The organism is Pseudomonas fluorescens (assembly GCF_019212185.1).
Taxonomy (GTDB): domain Bacteria; phylum Pseudomonadota; class Gammaproteobacteria; order Pseudomonadales; family Pseudomonadaceae; genus Aquipseudomonas.
Genome location: NZ_CP078138.1, coordinates 2,476,588 through 2,492,061, shown reverse-complemented (window position 1 = coordinate 2,492,061; position 15,474 = coordinate 2,476,588). Strand labels below are relative to the sequence as shown.

Genomic DNA, 15,474 nt, shown 5'->3' with positions numbered 1-15,474 from the left:
AGGCGAAAAGCGTCAGGTGCCCTGCAATGGCGCTGGTTCAGGCTTGATCCTGTACCAAAGGGCGTACATCGCTGGCAGAAACACCAGGGTCAGCACAGTGCCGGCGAACGTACCGCCAATCAGGGTGTAGGCCAGCGTCCCCCAGAACACCGAGTGGGTCAGCGGAATGAATGCCAGCATCGCTGCCAACGCGGTGAGAATCACCGGTCGCGCGCGCTGCACGGTGGCTTCGACCACAGCGTTGTAGGGCGACAGGCCGGCTTGCTCGTTGGAGTGAATCTGGCCGATGAGGATCAGCGTGTTGCGCATCAGAATCCCCGACAGGGCAATCAGTCCCACCAGGGCGTTTATCCCGAACGGCTGCTGGAACAGCAGCAGAATGGGTACCACGCCAATCAGGCCCAACGGCGCAGTGGCGAACACCATCATCATGGCCGACATCGAGCGCACCTGAAGGACGATGGTCAGTAACATCAGCGCGATCATGATCGGGAACAATGGCAGCAAAGCTTTGTTCGCTTTGCCCGACTCCTCGATCGCGCCGGCCACTTCAATGCGGTAGCCCGCCGGTAGCCTTTCGATGGTCGGCTGCAACTGGGTGATCAAGGCGTTGGAGACATCGGGGGGCTGCAGACCTTCAGCCACGTCAGCGCGCACGGTGATGGTCGGTGTCCGGTCACGACGGCGCAGGATGGGCTCCTCCATGCGCACATCCACCGTCCCGACCTGGGACAGCGACACACGCTGGCCTTGGGCACCGGTCAGGGTGAAGGCGGCAATTTTCGAGGGATCCAGACGGGTCTCGCCAGCGGAGCGGGCCACCACCTGAACCCCACGAATGTCCTCACGGACTTCGGTGACAGGCACTCCGGTCAGCAGGAACTGCAACTGTTGCGCGACATCGTTCGAGGTCAGGCCGAACGCTTGCAGGCGATCCTGATCCAGGCTGAGATGCAGTGCCGGTGTCCGCTCACCCAGGTCGGTGTTGACGGTCCTCGTCAGCGGACTGGCGGTCATGACTTCACGCACCTGCCCGGCGATATCGCGCAACACCGCAGGGTCGGCGCCCATCACGCGAAAGGCCACCGGATAGGGTGAATAAGGACCAAATACCAACTGCGTGACTCGCACTCGCGCTTCAGGTGCCAGACCATCGGCCACGGCTTGTCTGAGGCGCAGCTTGAGCGCCTCACGCTCCTGCTCATTGGCGGTCAGGATGACGATTTTTGCGAAGGACGGATCGGGCAGTTCAGGGGCCATCGCCAGGTAGAAGCGCGGCGCGCCCTGGCCAATATAAGCGGTGACGATCCTGGCCTCCGGCTGCCGGGCCAACCATGCCTCGACCTTGGCCGCCGCTCCGTCAGTCTGCTCGATAGAGGTGCCGTAGGGCATCTGCACTTCAACCAGCACCTCGGGTCGGTCGGACGTCGGGAAGAACTGCTTGTTGACCACGCCCATGCCCAGGACTGCCACGATAAACAGGCCGACCACGGAGGTCGCGACCAAGCCTTTGCGGCGGATCACAGCGCCCAGCAGGCGTCGGAAACGCTGGTAGTTGAGTGTCCCGTAAATGGCCGCGTGCCCGCCTTCAGGCACCTTGACCTGCGGCAGCAGCTTGACTCCCAGGTACGGGGTAAACACCACGGCCACCACCCAGGAAGTGATCAGGGCAATGCCGACGATCCAGAACATGTTCGCGGTGTACTCACCGGCAGTCGACTTGGCGAAACCGTTGGGCATGAAGCCGATGGCCGTGACCAGCGTCCCCGACAACATCGGCGCGGCCGTATGGCTCCAGGCATACGCGGAGGCCTTGATGCGGTCATAGCCCTCCTCCATCTTCACCACCATCATCTCGATGGCAATGATTGCATCGTCCACCAACAGCCCCAGTGCCAGTATCAGCGAGCCCAGGGTAATCCGGTCGAAGTCCTTGCCCGTGGCCGCCATGACAATGAACACCGCGGCCAGGGTCAGCGGGACCGCAGCAGCCACCACCACCCCGACCCGCCAGCCCATGCTGAGAAAGCACACCAGCAGCACCACGCCCAGGGCAGCAAAGAACTTCACCATGAACTCGTTGACGGATGCGTCGATATTCACCGCCTGATCCGTGACCTTGGTCAGGCTCATGCCCAACGGCATCTGCTGGTTGATCGCGGTCGCCTCGGCCTCCAGCGATTTGCCCAGATCGAGACCGTTCCAGCCATCGCGCATGACCACGCCGAGCAACAATGCCGGCTCGCCATTGTTGCGCACCAGGAACGTCGCCGGGTCTTCATAACCGCGCTTGACCTCAGCCACATCGGACAACTTGAGGGTTCTGCCCTGCACCGTCAGCGGGGTATTACGAATTTTCTGCAAATCATCGAACGCGCCATCCAGGCGAATGAAAACCTGCGGCCCCTTTGCTTCAACCGAGCCCGCCGGGGTGATCATGTTCTGCGTGTTCAACGCACTGAAAATGTCTCGAGCGGAAATGCCTAGCGTTGCCAGGCGCTCATAGGACAGCTCGAGAAAAATCCGCTCAGCCTGTTCACCGATGATGTTGACCTTCTTCACCCCCGCCACATGCAGCAGGCGCTGGCGCAAGCTCTCGGCTTCACGCACCAGCAGACGTTGCGGCTCGCCCTTGGCCTTGAGCGCGTAGAGCGCGAAAGTGACGTCGGAGTATTCATCATTGACCATCGGGCCGATCACCCCGGCCGGCAACCCCCTCTGCTCATCGAGGATTTTCTTGCGCGCCTGGTAAAACTCCTCCTGGACGGCTGAAGGCGGCGTGCTGTCGAGCAGATAAACCGTGGTGAAGGCCAGGCCGGGGCGGGTGAAGGTCTCGGTCCGGTCGTACCAACGCAGTTCCTGCATGCGTTTTTCCAGCTTTTCCACCACCTGGTCCTGCATCTCCTGGGCTGTCGCCCCGGGCCAGGCGGTGACCAACGTCAATTGTTTAATGGTGAATGCAGGGTCTTCCGCACGCCCCAGTTTGAAGAAGGCAAACAAGCCACCGACGGAAATCAGCAGGATCAAGAACAAGGTGATTGAACGTTCGCGTACGGCCAGTGCCGAGAGATTGAAGCCGCTCATCGACTCACCTCAACCACGGCTTTTTGCGTGGCGCCGGCAGGCTCAGTCCTGACCTCGTCGCCCTCGCTCAAAAGGTGCGCGCCCAAAGCGACGACACGATCCCCCACCCGCAGATCACCCGTCACCCGCACACTGCCCTCGTTATTCAGGCTGCGCACCTGGATCGGGCGCCAGGCCACCTGCTGTGGCTCTCCTCCAACCACCCAGACACCTGGGCCTTTACCCGCATCGTAAAGGGCGCCCATTGGCACCTGCAGCTCCCTGGCATCAACCCCATCGGTGTCGGCGATCGCCACAGAGATCGTTGAACCCAGGGTGGCACTGGAGAACGCACCTTCCAGCACATAACGGGCTTCAAAGGTTCGGGTCTGGCGGTCCGCGGAGTCGGCCAACTGCCGGAGTCGGGCGCTGCCTGCACGCTGGTTCTGCCCGTAGAGTGCAACCGTCGCCACCGAGCCCAGCGCAGGACGCAGTGTCTCGGGTAACTGAATCACCGCCTCGCGCTGCCCGGAATGGGCAACGCGCACCACCACCTGCCCTGCACCAACCACCTGCCCCGGTTCCGCAAGGGTATCCACGACCACTCCGTCAGCATCGGCCAGCAGCGTTGAATAGCCGGTCGCGTTTTTTGCCACGTCAGCCTGGGCCTGGGCCGCGTTGAGCTGAGCGTTGGCCGAGTCGGCCGCCGCTTTGATCCCTGCGTAAGCCGAGGCGGAGACCGCGCCGACGGAGACCAGGTCACGGTAGCGCAGCTCGTCATCGGAGGCCTGGCGGGCCCGGGCCATCGCGGCCAGTACCGACTCCTGCTGCGCCCTGGCGGTTAATTTCAGGTCGTTGGCATCGATGCGCATGAGCGGCTGCCCGCGCTTGACACTCTGACCGGCGTCCACCAAGCGTTCCAGGACTTTGCCTGGCACCCGAAACCCCAGATCACTCTGCACGCGCGCCGCGACGATACCGGTGAATTGCCGGGTCGCGGGCGCAGAAGGCTGGACCACGTCGATGCGCACCAAGGGCACTTGAAGGCGGGGATCGGCAGGCGTGGCCTGGTTGCACGCCGTCAGGGCAAACGGCAACAAGACAATGAAAATGAGTGACATGCGGTGGCGCTGAATCATGACGACCTCTCGGTAGCGGATGCATCATGCTTATTCAAGTGACCAATTAAGTCAATAGTCACCATCAAGGCAAATCACGACCGCCTGCTTGATCAAAGCCAGGCAAAGGAGCTCGCTACGGGATTTATTACAAGCGCACAGACTGATACGGATGCGCAGCGCATCCGTCAGCAGAGGTTCAAGGCATCAGGCTGCGCAGTACAAGATTGGAGATGAGAGACGGGGCTTCTTCAACAAAATCGAGGTTGTGCTGCAACAGCAGAGGATTGACGAAGGGTCGCAGCGCGAGATGAATGGCCTCGACCGTTTCGTCCAGCGGCGTCTTGCGTTCAAACTCGCCGAGCTCTCGCCCCTCACGCACGATTTGCAGAATGAAGCGTTTGATCCGGGCGTCATAGACTTGCGAGCTGGGCCAGCTCTCCGACGCTGAAAACGCCGCGATGTCATAGAGTTTGCGGTCGTTGAAGAACAGGCTCACACCGGTTGCGATCACGGTTTTGACCAGGCGCCGAAAGCGTTCAGTGGCCGAAATACCCTCCACACTGATCGCCTGCTCAACGGCCGCCACAATTTGACTCAGGCAGTTGCTGCAGATGGCTTCACCAATCGCCTGCTTGGATTCAAAGAACTTGTAAATGTACGCCTTGGAGAAACCGATGGCTTTGGCCAGGTCGGAAACCGTGGTTTTGCCATAACCGTACTGACTGAAATGCTCGTTGGCCGCCGCGACAATCTGGTCTCGAATGTCGTGATCGGCTGGGCCACGGGTGCTGGGCGAAGGAACTGATGGCTGATTCATGGGAGCAGCTTACTCATCCCAAAGGAGGTTGACAACTTGTGACCAATTCGTAATATCGTCACAAACCAACCGTCTCGCAGGTATCCCATGCACCCTCCTCCTCGTTTTGCCATCCTGCTGTGTCTGGGCATGGTTGCCGGCTGCACGGTTGGCCCCGACTACTCGGCACCCAGTGTGGCATTGCCTGAGCATTTCTCAGCACAAACGGTACGCCAGGTGGGCGCCGCAGAGGCAGATCTCGCGGCCTGGTGGAGTGCATTCAATGACCCGATGCTCAGTCAGCTGGTCAATCTGGCACTGCAACAGAACCTCGATCTGGCCCAGGCGAGCGCCAGGATTGAGCAGGCTCGCGCCGGTCTGGGCGCCGCTGACGCGGCCCTGCTGCCGTCGGCCAGCGTCAACGGGCAAGCGGCCCGGGCCCGCCAGTCGCTGGAAACGCCGTTGGGTCAGGTGCTGAATTCCGATCCTTCTTACAATCGCTACGGCAGTGCGTATGAGGCGAATCTGAATGCCAGCTGGGAGCTGGATGTATTTGGCGGATTGCGCCGAGGCCAGGAAGCCGCCTTCGCCGATTACCAGGCCTCGCAAGCCGGAGCGGTTGCGACACGCCTGGCCGTGGTGGCCCAGACAGCCGATCTCTACCTCAGTATCCGTGGCCTTCAGGCACGCCTGGAAATAGCCCGGCATCAAGTCGACACACGACAACAACTGCTCACCACCATCGAACACCTCTACGCAAAAGGCCTGGCAGCCGAACTGCAATTGAACCAGACCCAGGGCGCGCTGAATCAGGCGCAGGCGACGATTCCGGTCCTGCAAACAGGCCTCGACGCAGCCTTGAATGCGCTGGACGTGATGCTGGGCAAGGCCCCGGGAACTTACCGCGCGCAACTGACCCAACCCGCACCGATCCCCAATGTGCCCGGCCTCTCGGACATGGGTGCTCCGCAAGACCTGCTGCGCCGGCGCCCGGACCTGATCGTCGCCGAGCGGCGCCTGGCGGCCTCCAACGCACGCATCGGCGAAGCCATGTCCGAGTACTACCCCAAGCTGTCGGTGGGCGCGCTGCTCGGCAGTGCCACCTCGGTATCCACCGCGAACCTGTTCAGCAACGGCGCCAGCCAGGCTTCGGCGGTCCTTGGGTTGCGTTGGAGGCTGTTCGATTTTGGCCGCATCAATGCGCAGATTGATTTGGCAAAAGGTCAGGAAGCCGAGGCCCTGGCCGCTTACCGGCAATCCGTCCTGCGGGCCTGCGAAGAGGTTGAAAGCGCTTTTTCCGCGCTGATCCACAGCGAGCAACAATCAGCCCAACTCGCCCTGGGTGAGTCGGCGTATGGCAAAGCCCGAGCGACCTCGTTTATCGCCTATGAAAAAGGCGTGGTCAGCCTGATCGAAGTGCTGGATGCGGACGAACATCTTCTCGCGGCTTCCGATGCCAAGGCCCAGGCACAAACCGCGTCAGCTCGTGCGGCAGTGGCCACGTTCAAGGCATTGGGGGGTGGCTGGCAGCGGGAAGCATCAGGTGGGCGTGTCGGATCAAGGACTCTGCAAGAATGATATCGCCGTCGGACGATGGGATAGCTGCCTGAGCCCCATATCCCTACCGACCGGATAATCTTTTAAAGTTCGGTTGCCAAACGAAGTGTTAGACCACTTACCCCGGTGGTATTTTCTCCCCACGCCGAGGTGAGGAACTTGGCCATCAAATTGTATGGTTTACCATCAATGTTGAAATCATAGGCAAGCAAGGGACCCACACTGAGTAACGCAGCACGATTGCCGCCATTGCCCAAATTCTCGCCATTCAGCGTGTCATCATTGAGCTGCTTATAGGCGGTCCCCGTAATACCGTATTGCCATGGCCCACTACGTTGAGTGCCCGCAAAATCCAGGCTTACGACATAGCCCGACTGGTAATCAGTATCAGGATTCTCCGTATAGTAATTGAAGAAGAGCCTCGCACTTAGCTCTGTAGCGTCCCCTGCCCCTTTGGGCAAAATGCTGGGCATGGTATGTGTGATGCCTACGTTTGGCGAGATCGTGTAAAAATTGGAACCTACGTTGGGCACTCGGTCCTTCTTGAAATCTCCGGTTGGAATATTCAAGCCCAGTCCGACCCAATACGCTGTGCCATAGGGTATGGGGCTATCCGGTGAAAAATTTTTCGCCGGGTTGAACAGACTCCAGGCGAATACATCAGAGTAGATGTCTTGAATACCTGAGTCACAGGACACTTTGGAAATACCGAAGCACGTTTCCAGCGCACCCAGGTAGAGACTGGAAGCGATAGTCCCAGACAGCAAGGTCTGCTCATAGACGTGCAGCAAACCTGTACCCGCAAAGTAAACATGCCCATCCGCATCCATTGACTCGCCGTCGGACGAGTACCACTTATCAATATTCATACCCCCGGCGACAGCAGCACCGTAGTTGCCCGGCGGAGGAAGTAATGCCGATCGTATATCGGTTCCTCCGATAGGCCCTGCGGGGGAGATGGATTCTGCGGCCTTCACATTTAATGAAATAATCAATATTGCAGCAACGGATGAAATTTTTGAAATTCGCACGACGCAGTACATAAGTGACTCCGGACTATTATTATTAGAGGTACACGTACTCTTGATTGCGCAGGTCACCGAACCCCACGGTTATCTTGGTATTCGGGCCTGCGAGAGCATTCTTTACCGATAGGTCCCTTATGCGGCATCCCATTGGACTTGGAGGGAACGACGAATCGGCAGCAGTGCCAGCGGCAGAAAGTCCAGTGCCTGATCAGGCTTGGTCCTGAGCGACTTCAGACGTTCATAGGCAACGCGCAAGCCTATCGTTCCCTGGAGGCGCCCAAGAGGTGCACCCAGGCATGTGTGGCGTCCTTTGGTGAAGGCGTAGTGGCTCTGCTCATCTAACACTTCGCGATGGATATTGAAAGCCATCGGGTCGACTACGCCGGCCGGATCGGTGTTTGCGCTCACCAACGCAAGCCACACGAAATCTCCTTGTTTGATTTTCACCCCAGCCACTTCGGTGTCCCTAGTCGCAACACGCGAAGAGAACGGAGCGGATGGCCTGCGTCGAACCGTTTCTTCGAAGACCTTCGGCCACAGGGAGGCATCAGCAAGTGCATCGGCCAGCTGATCCGGGTGCTGAGATAAAAACGTGATCCCGTTTGCCATCGCCTGAGCAGTGGTATCTGTTCCCGCCGCAGCAAATTCCGTCAGGTGCATTGCGATGCGCTCTTTGGAAAGCGCATACGACCCATCAGACTCGCGCGCGCTCGCCATAATGGAAATGATGTCGCTCTCTTTACTTTCCCGTCGCTCGTCGACGAGTTTGCGCAGATGAAGTTGTGCTGCTGCGTAGCGCTGCCAGACGGTTGAACGCTCCGGTTCAGGTATCGGTTCGCGACCACTGGCGAGAACCCGGAAATGATCGTCTCGCAGTTGGCGGATGAAACCTTCATCTTCTGGAGGGAGCGCCAAGAGCGCCATCAAGGTTTGAGTGGTCAATTCAAGACAATAGCTCTCCATGAACTCTGCAGCGCCAGCCGGCGCCAGCTTGTCGAGAATTTTGTTGGCACGAACCTCAATTTCCGGTGCGAGTTTGGCGATATTGGGCTTGAGAAAACCCTTCTGAGCTACTTTGCGAGCGGCCGTATGCTTGGGCGGGTCCATGCTGATCATGATCTCGCTCATAAGCTCGGAACTCACGATAGAAGAGTACTCAGCCGGGATCTCAATGAACGCGCCGTTGGACTTGCATGACCACAGTTCCCAATCCATCAGAGCTGCGTCAACGTCGGCACGACGGGTAATGATCCAAGCGCCTATGGGCTCATACCAAAACACCGGGGTATTTTCCCTGGCGCCCGGGAACACAGCTGCAGGATCATTCAAATAGAAATTGCTGAAGAGGTCGAACTCTGCCGGGGCGGAGTGATTAAAAGGGCAACGACTCATGGTGGGGCTCCTGCCTTGAGGAAAACTGGAGAGAGGTATTAGATGGCTGCAGCGATAGCCAAGGTTGAAAGGCGCTGAAATCTCAGAAGATTTCCGCTTTCCTCCATGATCCCGGCGGTCAGGCATACGAAGGTGACTTCCCGTGCCGGATCAACCCAGAAAAGCGTGGAGCCAGCACCGTAGTTTCCGAATGTCCGGGGGCTGGTAGTGGGTCCAAAATAGGACGGATAGAGACCGGATCCTGAAAGTGCAAACCCCAAGCCGAAGTTGGCAGGAGGTACTTCCCAACCCCGTGCTTCCGCCAGCGCTTTATAGAGGTCGCTTGGCTGGTCACCCGTCTGATTGGTCGTTGCGACGTCCATCATCGCCGAGCTTATGATCGTGCCCTCAGCGCCTTTGACGGCGGAGCGCAGCATTTCGGCAAACTTGAATACATCTCTGGCGGTTGATACCGCTCCAACCCAAGGCATCTCAGCCTCACTGTTGATAATGTCGTTCATCACCTCGATATCTGCCACCGAGAGCCAACCACCATCGGGAAACCTGGCTCTGATCGGGACATACCGATCGCTCCACGCATCAGGAGCCCCCAGAGCGGTACTGGACATTCCCAGGGAATCGAAGAGATTGTTCTGCAGTAGATCTTTGAACCGATTTGCGCCACTGGCGCGCCGAACCATTTCAGCCATCAGTACGTGGTTCAGCGTCGGGGAATAATTGAGCGTTACCCCGGGTTCACCTGTCACATCCAGCTGACAGATTGCATCAACCACGGCATTCATATCGCCCAGTTGGTCGTAGGGAAGCGGGCAAGGCGTCGGAACCAGGCCAGCACGATGAGTGAGCAGATGCGCCAGGTTGATTCTGTCTTTGCGCCCACTGCGGAATCGATCCCGGCCATAGAACTCGGGAATCAAGTCGACGACCTTGGTGGTCAGTGACAAGATGCCCCGGTCGATGGCCTGAAGCACCATGACATTGGTAAACGCCTTGGTGAGGGAAAACACCCGATAAATATCATCCGGCGTGGCATGTCGACCGTTCTCTTTATCGGCCCAGCCAATGGAGGCTTCATAGCCAATCTGACCATGGCGTGCCAGGATTATATTGGCGCCGTCGTACAACCCCGCCTCGATATCATTCTTGATGGCATCGTCCAGGCGTTGCAAAGCAGCAGGGTCAAAACATTTATTGTTGTTTGGCATGTGACTATTCCTACCCAAGAGTTTGATTACATGTAAATGCCGCCGGATGGGCAGAGCGTTTGCCCCGTGTAATACGCGCCATCGTCACTGGCGAGAAACAGCAACGTTTGGGCGATTTCGGATGGCTGTGCGGCTCTTGGGATAGGTTGCATTGCGATGATTTTCTCCATGATTTCCGGAGGCTGTGAACTCAGCAGCGGGGTATCGACGGCCCCAGGGGCTACCGCATTGACACGAATGTTGTGAGGTGCCAACTCGCCGGCAGCTGAACGGGTCATGCCAAGGACAGCGGCCTTTGAAGCTGGGTAATAAAGAGGCATGGGCACGCCGACCAGAGCGGCCACGCTCGAGATATTGACTACCGACCCGCCGCCGGCTTTTTTCAGGAGGGGCGCGGCTGCTCTCAGGCAATAAAAAGTACCGGCCAGGTTGACAGCCAGGACTTTAGCGAACTCTTCATCTGTCGTATCTTCGAGAAACGCAGGGAGAAATCGCTCACCTCGAGCAGCGGCGTCAAAAGCGCTGATATTGGCTTTCACCAACTTATCGTTCGCTTCCTTGGTCGGCGCATTGATGCCGGCAGCGTTAATCAGAATATCGAGCTTGCCGTACTTTTTATTGACGCTGGAAAACACCGTGTTGACGAGCTGACTATTACTCACGTCCAACTCCACGCACTCAATCCGTGGATCTTGAAACCTGTCGGTCAACTTTGCCAGGGACAGATCTGCGGCAATGACAGTAGCACCCTCTGATACAAAAAGCTCAACCGTTGCGGCACCAATACCCGATGCGGCACCGGTAACAAAAGCGACTTTCCCTTCAAGTTTCATGGAAACCTCTATAGTTATTTTATTCGCGCAGGTGCGCACAGGCCTGAGTTACGCATTCCGATCACGATCGAGCGTAACTTTATTTAACTTTCAACAATCTTGCGTTTCCGGCGACAGCCAACAATAGATAAGGGGGACGATCAAATATCCAGCACGAGCTTTTTCCCATGCGCTCGGGAACAACATGTCAGAATCTGATCATTCGCACTTCTCTCGCTAGCCGAAAGATAAAGGTCACGATGATCCGGCGTGCCTTCCAGCACCCGCACAAGACAGGTTCCACATACACCCTGCTCACAGGAGTAAGGGATTTCAATGTCGTTCTCCATCAGCACCTGCAGGATGCTGCGCTCTGCAGGTACATTCAATACCTGTTGGGTACTGGCAATGGTGATTTCAAAAGCTTGATTTGAATCAGTATCAGCGGCCTCGTTGGCAAAATATTCTCTATGCAGTCGGGCCTCTCCCCAGCCTGCAGTACGGGCAGTATCCAGGACGAAGTCCATGAAACCGGTGGGTCCGCAGACGAAGAGATGTTCATCGAGGGCTCGGTTTGCCAGCATCGAGGCCAGGTCAGGTTTAGTATCCGGCTCTGAGTCAAAATACAGGTTGACCCGATCAGAGAAACTGCAATTTTTTAGCTGCTCTGCAAATGCAGCATGTTCCGAGGATCGACTGTAATAGTGTAGTTCGAATTCGGTACCTATCTGAGACAGTCTCTCAGCCATGCTAAGTATCGGCGTGATACCGATGCCTCCAGCGAACAACAGTGTCCTCCTCGCCTCATGGCTTAAAGGAAACAGGTTTCGGGGTTGGCTGATCTTTAGTTCCTGGCCAATTTGTAACTGATGCATTGCGCTAGAGCCACCGCGACCTTCGGGGGCCAGCAAGACGGCAATTTTATAGCTGTGATCAGCTTGCGAACTATTGAACAATGAGTACTGCCGAATCAATCCATTGGGAAGATGGACGTCGATATGAGAGCCTGCGCTAAAAGGTGGCAACGCCTCTCCACTGGCAGACACCAGTTCAAAACTGAAAATATTATGGGCTTCGCACTTACGGTCGGCAATCCTGACACTTATCACGGCCAGATCTCCTGCAATTTCAAAAAGGTGACACCCACCCACAGACAGTAGGCAACGACGCAAATCATGTCACGGAAGTGTTTTACTTAATTAACTGAGTTCTGCGGAAACAAGGCGATCTATCACTCGCCGCGATTGAACACCGCCCGAGTCAATATTAAGTTTAAGCAGTGCGCGCTGCGGATACAGCAACAGATTCTTCTGCTGTTGTTCGAGCATATCCAGATCTTCGGAGAAAATTTTCCCCTGACCTTCACGGATGGTATCCGTCAGCTCATGATCGCCTGGTTTGAAATTGCGAGCCATGCCCCAGAAGTACCAAATAGAGGTCTCGGTTTCCGGAGTGATAAAGTCCACCACAATGGAAGAGGCTTTGTGTTCAGGTAACGCATGAACTCCCCCCTTTCCTTCAAGGGCAACACCCACTTCGATGAGCACGTGACTCGGAGGGGTAAATCGGCAGATCTGCCAACGATCGACCAGGGCGTTTTCATCCAGATCATTACCCCGAAGCGCCATCTTCCAGAATGGCGGCGCGATAATGCCGTGCATGTGCCGCTCCGTCACAACTTCATTGCCATTGACGGACGTACTGCAAGGGACCTCATCAATCTCTTTCTGTCCGATGCTGGAGGCGTGAACATAAGTCTCATGGGTCAAATCCATGAGGTTATCAATCATGAGTTTATAATCACAGGCGATGTGATACAGACCGCCGCCGTAAGCCCACTCTGGATTTTGCGCCCATTCAAGATGATGAATTTCGTCGGCGTTGGCCAATGATTGATCACCTGGCCATACCCAGATGAAACCGTAGCGCTCAACCGCAGCGAACTTTTGAATGCAGGGGAAACCACCGACCCGCTGCCCGGGCATGGAAGCGGTATGTCCATCGCAGCCCATAGCGAGACCGTGATAGCCGCAAACCAGATTACCGTTTTCGACATACCCCAGAGAGAGTGGAGCCCCGCGATGCGGGCAAAAATCTTCCAAGGCGCATACAAGGTCATCAGCGCTACGGAAGAACACCATCTTCTTGCCGCAGATTTGCCTGCCAAGGGGTTTCTCGACCAACTCATCAGGGGTACAGGCGACGTACCACGCGTTCAGTTGAAACATGATTAATCCTCTGATTGGAGTTGTTTTGGGATTGAATTCATGTTGTTTCAGGCAACTCCACTTGTCAATAGACAACTGAGTAGACAGATGTCTATTTTAGGCGAAATTTTCTCCCCGGTGACAAACGGTGTCTCCGAGCCAAGGATGCGATAGAAAATTATCCGCGGATGCGGGAAAGGACGGCCCACCACTGGGCGGCCAGGACGCGACAGAAGGGCTCTACGTCGAGCAGATTGCCGACAACCGAAAAAAACATCACCCTCTCGAACTGAATCATCAACGCCAATACTGCGCGATGATTGTCGTTGAAATGGTCCGCGCTGGATGCTGGATCAAGCTCGCGTGTGAATCGAGTAGCGGCTTCACTGATGCTATCGATCCATCGCTGCGCGACCTTGGGCTCAGTGGCAACAGCCTGCTCCATGGCCTGGTAGTGAAGGCTCTCGCCCTTCCATCTCTCGATGTTGCCCATCAGCCAAACGCAGATATCTCTCTCCGTGCCGCAGCACTCTCTGGCAAAAAGCGTATAGCGCTGGAACAGCTCAGTCTGGTTTCGCTCGATCACATCAACGATGATTTCCGCCTTCGTAGCAAAATGCAGATAGAAGGTCGCTCTGCTGGCTCCTGCGGCAGAAGCGATCTCTGTAGCGGATGTCGCCTGATACCCTTTGACCGAGAATGCCTGAAAGGCCGCTTCTACAATTCGATCCCTGGTCATTCTCGCCTGCGCTTCTCGAATGGGCGAAACCACCGTGGCATCTTTACGATCTTTCAACTCGGCCTCCTCAGGTCGTAGCACATGCAGACCTCATCTATCGTCTGCTCTAACAATTGATATTGCTGCCAGCGTATCACCTGGCGTCACAGCCCGGAAAACTTGCCAACCCGATGCCCTGCTCCAAGCCATCTGCAATCCGTATAACTGCCTGATGGCATCCTATACAACCCTGCGCCAACTCATGATTCGCCACACTATCTTTTGATAGGTGATTGCCTGGCCCTGCTGCATGAATCTCCAGTCTGGATAAGAGAAACACTGGACACGGACCGGAGTGCAGACTTTACAACAGTCAGGCGATGTCCTCAGCTGACCCCAGTTTGGCTGGAGGTCGCCCCGCCATCTCCATGCTCCGGTCCACCCAGCATCGACGCGTAACACCTCAAAATCCGAGGTGAATACCTTTTTTGCGGAGAGATGGATGCAACCATTTGTTTTCAATGCCCTGCCCGGGCGAGTGATTTTTGGATCAGGCACTTTGAGCCAGGTTGGGGACGAGATCCGGGGCCTGGGATGTGCTCGCGCGCTGTTGCTCAGTACGCCTGAGCAACAGACGCAAGCCGAACACTTGGCCGCGCAGTTGGGTGATCTGGCTGTTGGTGTCTATGCGAATGCGACGATGCACACGCCTACTGATGTCACACTCCATGCCCTGCAAATTTTTCGAGAGGCCGAGGCGGATTGCGTCGTAGCGCTGGGTGGCGGCTCCACAATCGGACTTGCAAAAGCCATTGCGCTGCACACTGATGTACCGCAAATCGTAATTCCGACGACCTACGCCGGATCAGAAGCCACGCCTATTATTGGTCAAACTGAAAACGGTATTAAAACCACTCAGAAGACCCTGAAAGTCCTGCCTGAAGTCATCGTGTATGACGTCGATCTAACCCTAGGACTACCGGCTGAGATGACCGTCACCAGTGGGCTCAACGCAATCGCCCATGCTGTGGAAGCGCTGTACGCGAAAGACGCCAATCCGCTGATCTCAATGCTTGCAGAACAGGGCATTGCAGCGATTGCCCGGGCTCTGCCGCGCATCATCAAGAATCCGCAAGATCGAGAGGCGCGCTCGGATGCTCTGTACGGCGCGTGGGCATGCGGCGTATGTCTTGGTGCGGTGGGCATGTCCATTCACCACAAGTTGTGCCATACGCTGGGCGGCACCTTCAACCTTCCGCATGCCCAAACTCACACGGCAGTGCTGCCCCATGCAACCGCCTACAACTTCGACGCCGCGCCTGCGGCCATGGCTCGAATTGCAGCAGCACTGGGTGTCGATAACGCACCTCGCGGATTGTTCGATTTAGCCAAAAGTCTTGGAGTTCCCACCAGCCTTGCCGAGCTGGGATTGAAGCAATCCGACCTTGCAAAAGCGACCGATATTGCCTGCGCGTCGCCCTATTGGAATCCACGTGCAATTGAGCCGAAAGCAATTGGCGAATTGCTGGCCAACGCCTGGGCAGGTACTCGGCCGTAATCGGTAACTCAATAATT

General features: G+C 56.8%; 12 protein-coding genes. 2 read left to right on the top strand and 10 right to left on the bottom strand.

The window, feature by feature from the left end; all coding sequences use genetic code 11:
• Positions 1-12: 12 nt before the first annotated feature.
• The 3 genes from KW062_RS11425 to KW062_RS11415 all read right to left on the bottom strand — a co-directional run bounded on the left by KW062_RS11425 (position 13) and on the right by KW062_RS11415 (position 5,001).
• Entirely contained in the window at positions 13-3,084 is a 3,072-nt protein-coding gene (locus KW062_RS11425; protein ID WP_105755689.1) for an efflux RND transporter permease subunit, read from the bottom strand.
• Positions 3,081-4,202, bottom strand: coding sequence for an efflux RND transporter periplasmic adaptor subunit (locus KW062_RS11420; protein ID WP_105755690.1), 1,122 nt, complete (start codon positions 4,200-4,202; stop codon positions 3,081-3,083). Before KW062_RS11420 ends, KW062_RS11425 begins: the two co-directional genes overlap by 4 nt.
• Before the next feature lie 178 nt (positions 4,203-4,380).
• Positions 4,381-5,001, bottom strand: a complete 621-nt coding sequence (locus KW062_RS11415) for a TetR/AcrR family transcriptional regulator (RefSeq protein ID WP_105755691.1) — start codon at positions 4,999-5,001, stop codon at positions 4,381-4,383.
• A gap of 87 nt (positions 5,002-5,088) precedes the next feature.
• On the opposite strand from KW062_RS11415, the gene KW062_RS11410 reads away from it, so the two are divergent.
• Positions 5,089-6,558, top strand: coding sequence for an efflux transporter outer membrane subunit (locus KW062_RS11410; protein WP_105755692.1), 1,470 nt, complete (start codon positions 5,089-5,091; stop codon positions 6,556-6,558).
• Between the two features lie 62 nt (positions 6,559-6,620).
• Here KW062_RS11410 and KW062_RS11405 read toward each other — a convergent pair whose 3' ends face one another.
• The 7 genes from KW062_RS11405 to KW062_RS11375 all read right to left on the bottom strand — a co-directional run bounded on the left by KW062_RS11405 (position 6,621) and on the right by KW062_RS11375 (position 13,977).
• The gene (locus KW062_RS11405; RefSeq protein WP_105755693.1) at positions 6,621-7,580 is read right to left on the bottom strand and encodes a SphA family protein; all 960 of its coding nucleotides are present in this window, start codon (positions 7,578-7,580) and stop codon (positions 6,621-6,623) included.
• 117 nt (positions 7,581-7,697) lie between these two features.
• Complete coding sequence (locus tag KW062_RS11400) at positions 7,698-8,957, bottom strand: cytochrome P450 (protein ID WP_105755694.1); 1,260 nt, start codon at positions 8,955-8,957, stop codon at positions 7,698-7,700.
• A gap of 38 nt (positions 8,958-8,995) precedes the next feature.
• Complete coding sequence (locus KW062_RS11395; RefSeq protein WP_105755695.1) at positions 8,996-10,162, bottom strand: serine hydrolase domain-containing protein; 1,167 nt, start codon at positions 10,160-10,162, stop codon at positions 8,996-8,998.
• Positions 10,163-10,188: 26 nt separating this feature from the next.
• Positions 10,189-10,995, bottom strand: coding sequence for an SDR family NAD(P)-dependent oxidoreductase (locus tag KW062_RS11390; RefSeq protein WP_105755696.1), 807 nt, complete (start codon positions 10,993-10,995; stop codon positions 10,189-10,191).
• Between the two features lie 140 nt (positions 10,996-11,135).
• The gene (locus KW062_RS11385; RefSeq protein WP_105755697.1) at positions 11,136-12,083 is read right to left on the bottom strand and encodes a PDR/VanB family oxidoreductase; all 948 of its coding nucleotides are present in this window, start codon (positions 12,081-12,083) and stop codon (positions 11,136-11,138) included.
• Between the two features lie 90 nt (positions 12,084-12,173).
• On the bottom strand, positions 12,174-13,202 hold the full coding sequence (locus tag KW062_RS11380; protein WP_105755698.1) for an aromatic ring-hydroxylating oxygenase subunit alpha: 1,029 nt from the start codon (positions 13,200-13,202) through the stop codon (positions 12,174-12,176).
• Between the two features lie 157 nt (positions 13,203-13,359).
• Positions 13,360-13,977, bottom strand: coding sequence for a TetR/AcrR family transcriptional regulator (locus tag KW062_RS11375; protein ID WP_146118247.1), 618 nt, complete (start codon positions 13,975-13,977; stop codon positions 13,360-13,362).
• Positions 13,978-14,401: 424 nt separating this feature from the next.
• On the opposite strand from KW062_RS11375, the gene KW062_RS11370 reads away from it, so the two are divergent.
• A complete protein-coding gene (locus KW062_RS11370) occupies positions 14,402-15,457 on the top strand; it encodes a maleylacetate reductase (protein WP_105755700.1) in 1,056 nt (351 codons plus the stop codon).
• Positions 15,458-15,474 lie beyond the last annotated feature (17 nt).

Bases quoted from the DNA above. Each gene is read 5' to 3' on its own strand.
- KW062_RS11425 (WP_105755689.1), bottom strand. From the start codon at position 3,084: ATGAGCGGCTTCAATCTCTCGGCACTGGCCGTACGCGAACGTTCAATC.
- KW062_RS11420 (WP_105755690.1), bottom strand. From the start codon at position 4,202: ATGATTCAGCGCCACCGCATGTCACTCATTTTCATTGTCTTGTTGCCG.
- KW062_RS11415 (WP_105755691.1), bottom strand. From the start codon at position 5,001: ATGAATCAGCCATCAGTTCCTTCGCCCAGCACCCGTGGCCCAGCCGAT.
- KW062_RS11410 (WP_105755692.1), top strand. From the start codon at position 5,089: ATGCACCCTCCTCCTCGTTTTGCCATCCTGCTGTGTCTGGGCATGGTT.
- KW062_RS11405 (WP_105755693.1), bottom strand. From the start codon at position 7,580: ATGTACTGCGTCGTGCGAATTTCAAAAATTTCATCCGTTGCTGCAATA.
- KW062_RS11400 (WP_105755694.1), bottom strand. From the start codon at position 8,957: ATGAGTCGTTGCCCTTTTAATCACTCCGCCCCGGCAGAGTTCGACCTC.
- KW062_RS11395 (WP_105755695.1), bottom strand. From the start codon at position 10,162: ATGCCAAACAACAATAAATGTTTTGACCCTGCTGCTTTGCAACGCCTG.
- KW062_RS11390 (WP_105755696.1), bottom strand. From the start codon at position 10,995: ATGAAACTTGAAGGGAAAGTCGCTTTTGTTACCGGTGCCGCATCGGGT.
- KW062_RS11380 (WP_105755698.1), bottom strand. From the start codon at position 13,202: ATGTTTCAACTGAACGCGTGGTACGTCGCCTGTACCCCTGATGAGTTG.
- KW062_RS11370 (WP_105755700.1), top strand. From the start codon at position 14,402: ATGCAACCATTTGTTTTCAATGCCCTGCCCGGGCGAGTGATTTTTGGA.